The 3351-nt window shown below is 67.4% G+C and carries 2 protein-coding genes; both read left to right on the forward strand.

What is annotated here, in order from left to right:
- The first annotated feature begins 43 nt into the window (after positions 1 to 43).
- On the forward strand, positions 44 to 1489 hold the full coding sequence (locus ACLP25_RS02205; protein WP_442467606.1) for a multicopper oxidase family protein: 1446 nt from the start codon (positions 44 to 46) through the stop codon (positions 1487 to 1489).
- A gap of 1149 nt (positions 1490 to 2638) precedes the next feature.
- A partial coding sequence (locus ACLP25_RS02210; RefSeq protein ID WP_442467608.1) for an aldehyde dehydrogenase family protein occupies positions 2639 to 3351 on the forward strand: 713 nt, incomplete at its 3' end.

Consider the following 3351-nt stretch of genomic DNA (forward strand, 5'->3'; position numbering starts at 1 on the left):
GCTCGGGTGAGCTAGACGAGAGGCAAAGGAAACGGACCCGAAGATGCTGACGCGCAGGCAGCTTGTCTCAGGGGCCGGGGCGGTCTGCCTGTTCGGTTCGGCCACCCGGGCACCCCGAGGCCGCGCGCTCGGCCCCGAGGTCGCACCCGTCGCCGGCAAGATCGTCGCAGTCGAGCTCATCGCCGCCGAACGCCCCACCGCGCTGGCGTGTTTCGGCGGTGCCGCGCTTCCGCTCTGGACCTTCGCTGAAGGTGCATGGCCGCCCTTGATTCGTCTCGAACTCGGCGACCGGCTGGAAGCGACATTGAAGAATCAACTGCCCCGCGCCGACGAAACGACGTCCATCCATTGGCATGGCATACGCCTGCCAAACGATCAGGACGGCGTGCCCTACCTCGTGCAACGGCCCGTGTGGCCCGGCGAGAGCTTCCGCTACGCGTTCGCTCCGCCGGACGCCGGCACATTTTTCTTTCACACCCATTGCAACACCGTCGAGCAGCTCGGTAGCGGCCTCGAGGGCATTCTCATCATCGATGGGGACGTCACCGAACCCTATGACGCCGACATCGTGCTCCTGCTGCGCGATTGGAGGATCGAGCCGGGAACGGCAGAATTTGCTTCCTTTGCGACGCTGCGCGGCGCCGGCCGCGCCGGCACCTATGGGCCGCTACGGAGCGTCAACGGCGCCGACAATCCGCGAATTTCGTTGCCAGCGTCGTCGGACTGCCGGCTCCGCATCATCAACTCTGACCCGACCCGCATCATGCGGATAGGCGTCGAGGGTGCCGACGCCGTCATCGCGGCGATCGACGGCGTGGCCATTCCGCTCGTGACGCTGACGACGTGGGCGATGGGTCCCGGGATGCGCATGGACCTCGTGCTGCGCAGCCCGCCGCCGGGCGGCGTCGCCTCGCTGGTCGACAGTTCCGCCGAAAGTCACATCGAGCTTGCACGACTGGTTGGGCTCGGGGCACCGCGACAGGCGCGCGCGTTCGACCCGGCGCCGCTGCGCGCCGGCCGCATCCCTGCGCCCGATCTTGCGCACGCGACGCGCATCGGCTTCCGCTTGCAGTCCAGCCCCGCCGGCGCAGCGATCGCCGCGACTGAGACCGCTTTGGGCGTCGCGGTCGCGGCGATCTGCCTGAGCTCACGCGGTTTCTGGTCGATCAATGGCCAGAGCTGGCCGGACCGCGACCATCCGCGCTTGCCGCCGCCGCTCGCCGTGTTGCAACGCGGTCGCTCATACGTGTTCGAACTCTGGAACGACACCGATTTTTCCCATCCCATCCACATTCACGGACACAGCTTAACCTTCCTGAGCTCGGACCAGCGCAATCTCCCCGCGCATCACGCCGACACCATTCTCCTGACGCCGGGAGAACGGGCCGAAGTCGCGTTCATCGCCAACAATCCCGGGGATTGGATGTTTCACTGTCATGTCATCGAGCATCAGAAAAACGGCATGATGGGTTATCTGAGGGTCATCTGACCGGACCTCAGGGGTACCGATGGCCGCCGCCATTGGTTGAACAGATTTCGAGCCCACGGTCGTATCCCGCTTGGTGGCGGGACAATTTTAGGGAGGAATGTCCGCTTTGGGTCGAGTTGACGCGTTCCGGGCTTGCGGGGAACAGCACGTCCTAGCGCGACTGTCCCCTTCAATCGACGGCGGCTTTCTGGCGCTCACCACCCGCACGGGGTTGATCGCCAAGGGCGGCTCAGGGTCGATTTGACCCGTTCGGGACGCCGTCTGCGGACGACCGCTATGTGCGCACAGCGGCCGTTCCCGTCACGCGGCGGAATGACACCAGGCGGTCGACGGCCGCGTCCGTGTGCCGATCCATCCAGATCATCAGACCCCCGATTCTCTCCGCCTGGGCACGCGATCGTCCTTCCCCCCATTGCGACGGCGAGGGCGGCCTCGAGCCGGTCGAGAGAGGACGCGCCCAAGGCGGCCACCAGGCAGCCGGGGCTCGATTATCTTATCATCGGAATGAGCTAGACAAAGTCTTGGAAAAAAGAGAATCCGGTCCTAGTCTGGCCTCAATGGCCGGCGATCGGACCCGCCTGCCGGTTCGATCCGGGGCGGGTCGCCCGGCGCGCGCGCCGCGCCGCCTTGGCGTCAACCCGTCGGGTGACGCCGGGGCCCGCCGAGCGGGAACGCGGACGCCTGCGACGATCGCAGACGGGATCGAAGGTAACGCTTTGGAATGTCAGCAAACGACAATGGGCAGATCTTCCGAACGTTTGGGGTGGACTTGGGATCGGCGCCGCGTCGGCTTGGGATCCGCGCCTCTCACGCTGGGATCGGCGCCGTCCTGGCGATCGGCGGCTGGCTCGGTTCGGGACCCACAACGACGCCCGCCTCGGCCCGGCCGGCGCTCCCTCGTTCGTTGAAGGGCGCCGAGAATCGCCCATTGGCCGATAAGTCCTTGAAATCGCTTGGCGCCGGGCTAAAGAGTCGGGCAAAATCGGGTTCAAGTCATTGAAAAGGCGGGGCAGCTGTCCGAAAACCGCGGTCGCGGCCGCCGACGTAGCGAGAGATCGGCGCCATGACGGCCCTTGCGATCGCGGACAGACGCGCCGATTGTGCGGCGGGACGAGGCCAGAGGCGGCGGAGGCGAACGGAGGGTTGGACGTGAATGCGGCATCCAGGCTGACCTGGTACCCCACCGACCAGTGCTTCATCGACGGCCGCTGGGTGGCGCCGGCGTCCGGCCAGACGCTTCCGCTCGAGGACCCGTCGCGGGGCGCCGCAATCGGCGCCATCGCGCGCGGGACGGCGGCCGACGTCGACGCGGCGGTGGAAGCGGCGGAGCAGGCGCTCGCCGGCGATTGGGGCCGGCTCACCGCGACCGAGCGCGGGCGACTCATGATGAGGCTCAGCGAGCTGGTGAAAAGCCGGGTCGAGGAGCTGGCGCGGATCGAGGCGCTCGACGTCGGCAAGCCGCTGAAGCAGGGCCGCGCCGACGCGCTGGCGATGGCCCGGTACATGGAGTTCTACGCCGGCGCCGCAGACAAGGTGATGGGCGAGACCATTCCGTATCTCGACGGCTACACCGTCTACACCTTGCGGGAGCCGCACGGCGTCACCGGCCATATCGTGCCGTGGAACTATCCGATGCAGATCGCCGGCCGCACCATCGGCGCTGCGCTGGCGATGGGAAACGCCTGCGTCTTGAAGCCGGCGGAAGAAGCCTGCCTCACCTCGCTCGCGCTCGCCGAGCTTGCGCGCGAGGCGTGGTTTCCGGCCGGGGCGCTCAACGTCGTGCCGGGCCTGGGAGAGGAGGCGGGCGCAGCGCTCGCCGCGCACCCCGGCGTCCGGCATCTGTCGTTTACCGGTTCGGTGGC

This window comes from Roseiarcus sp. (assembly GCF_052145395.1).
Lineage (GTDB): Bacteria > Pseudomonadota > Alphaproteobacteria > Rhizobiales > Beijerinckiaceae > Roseiarcus.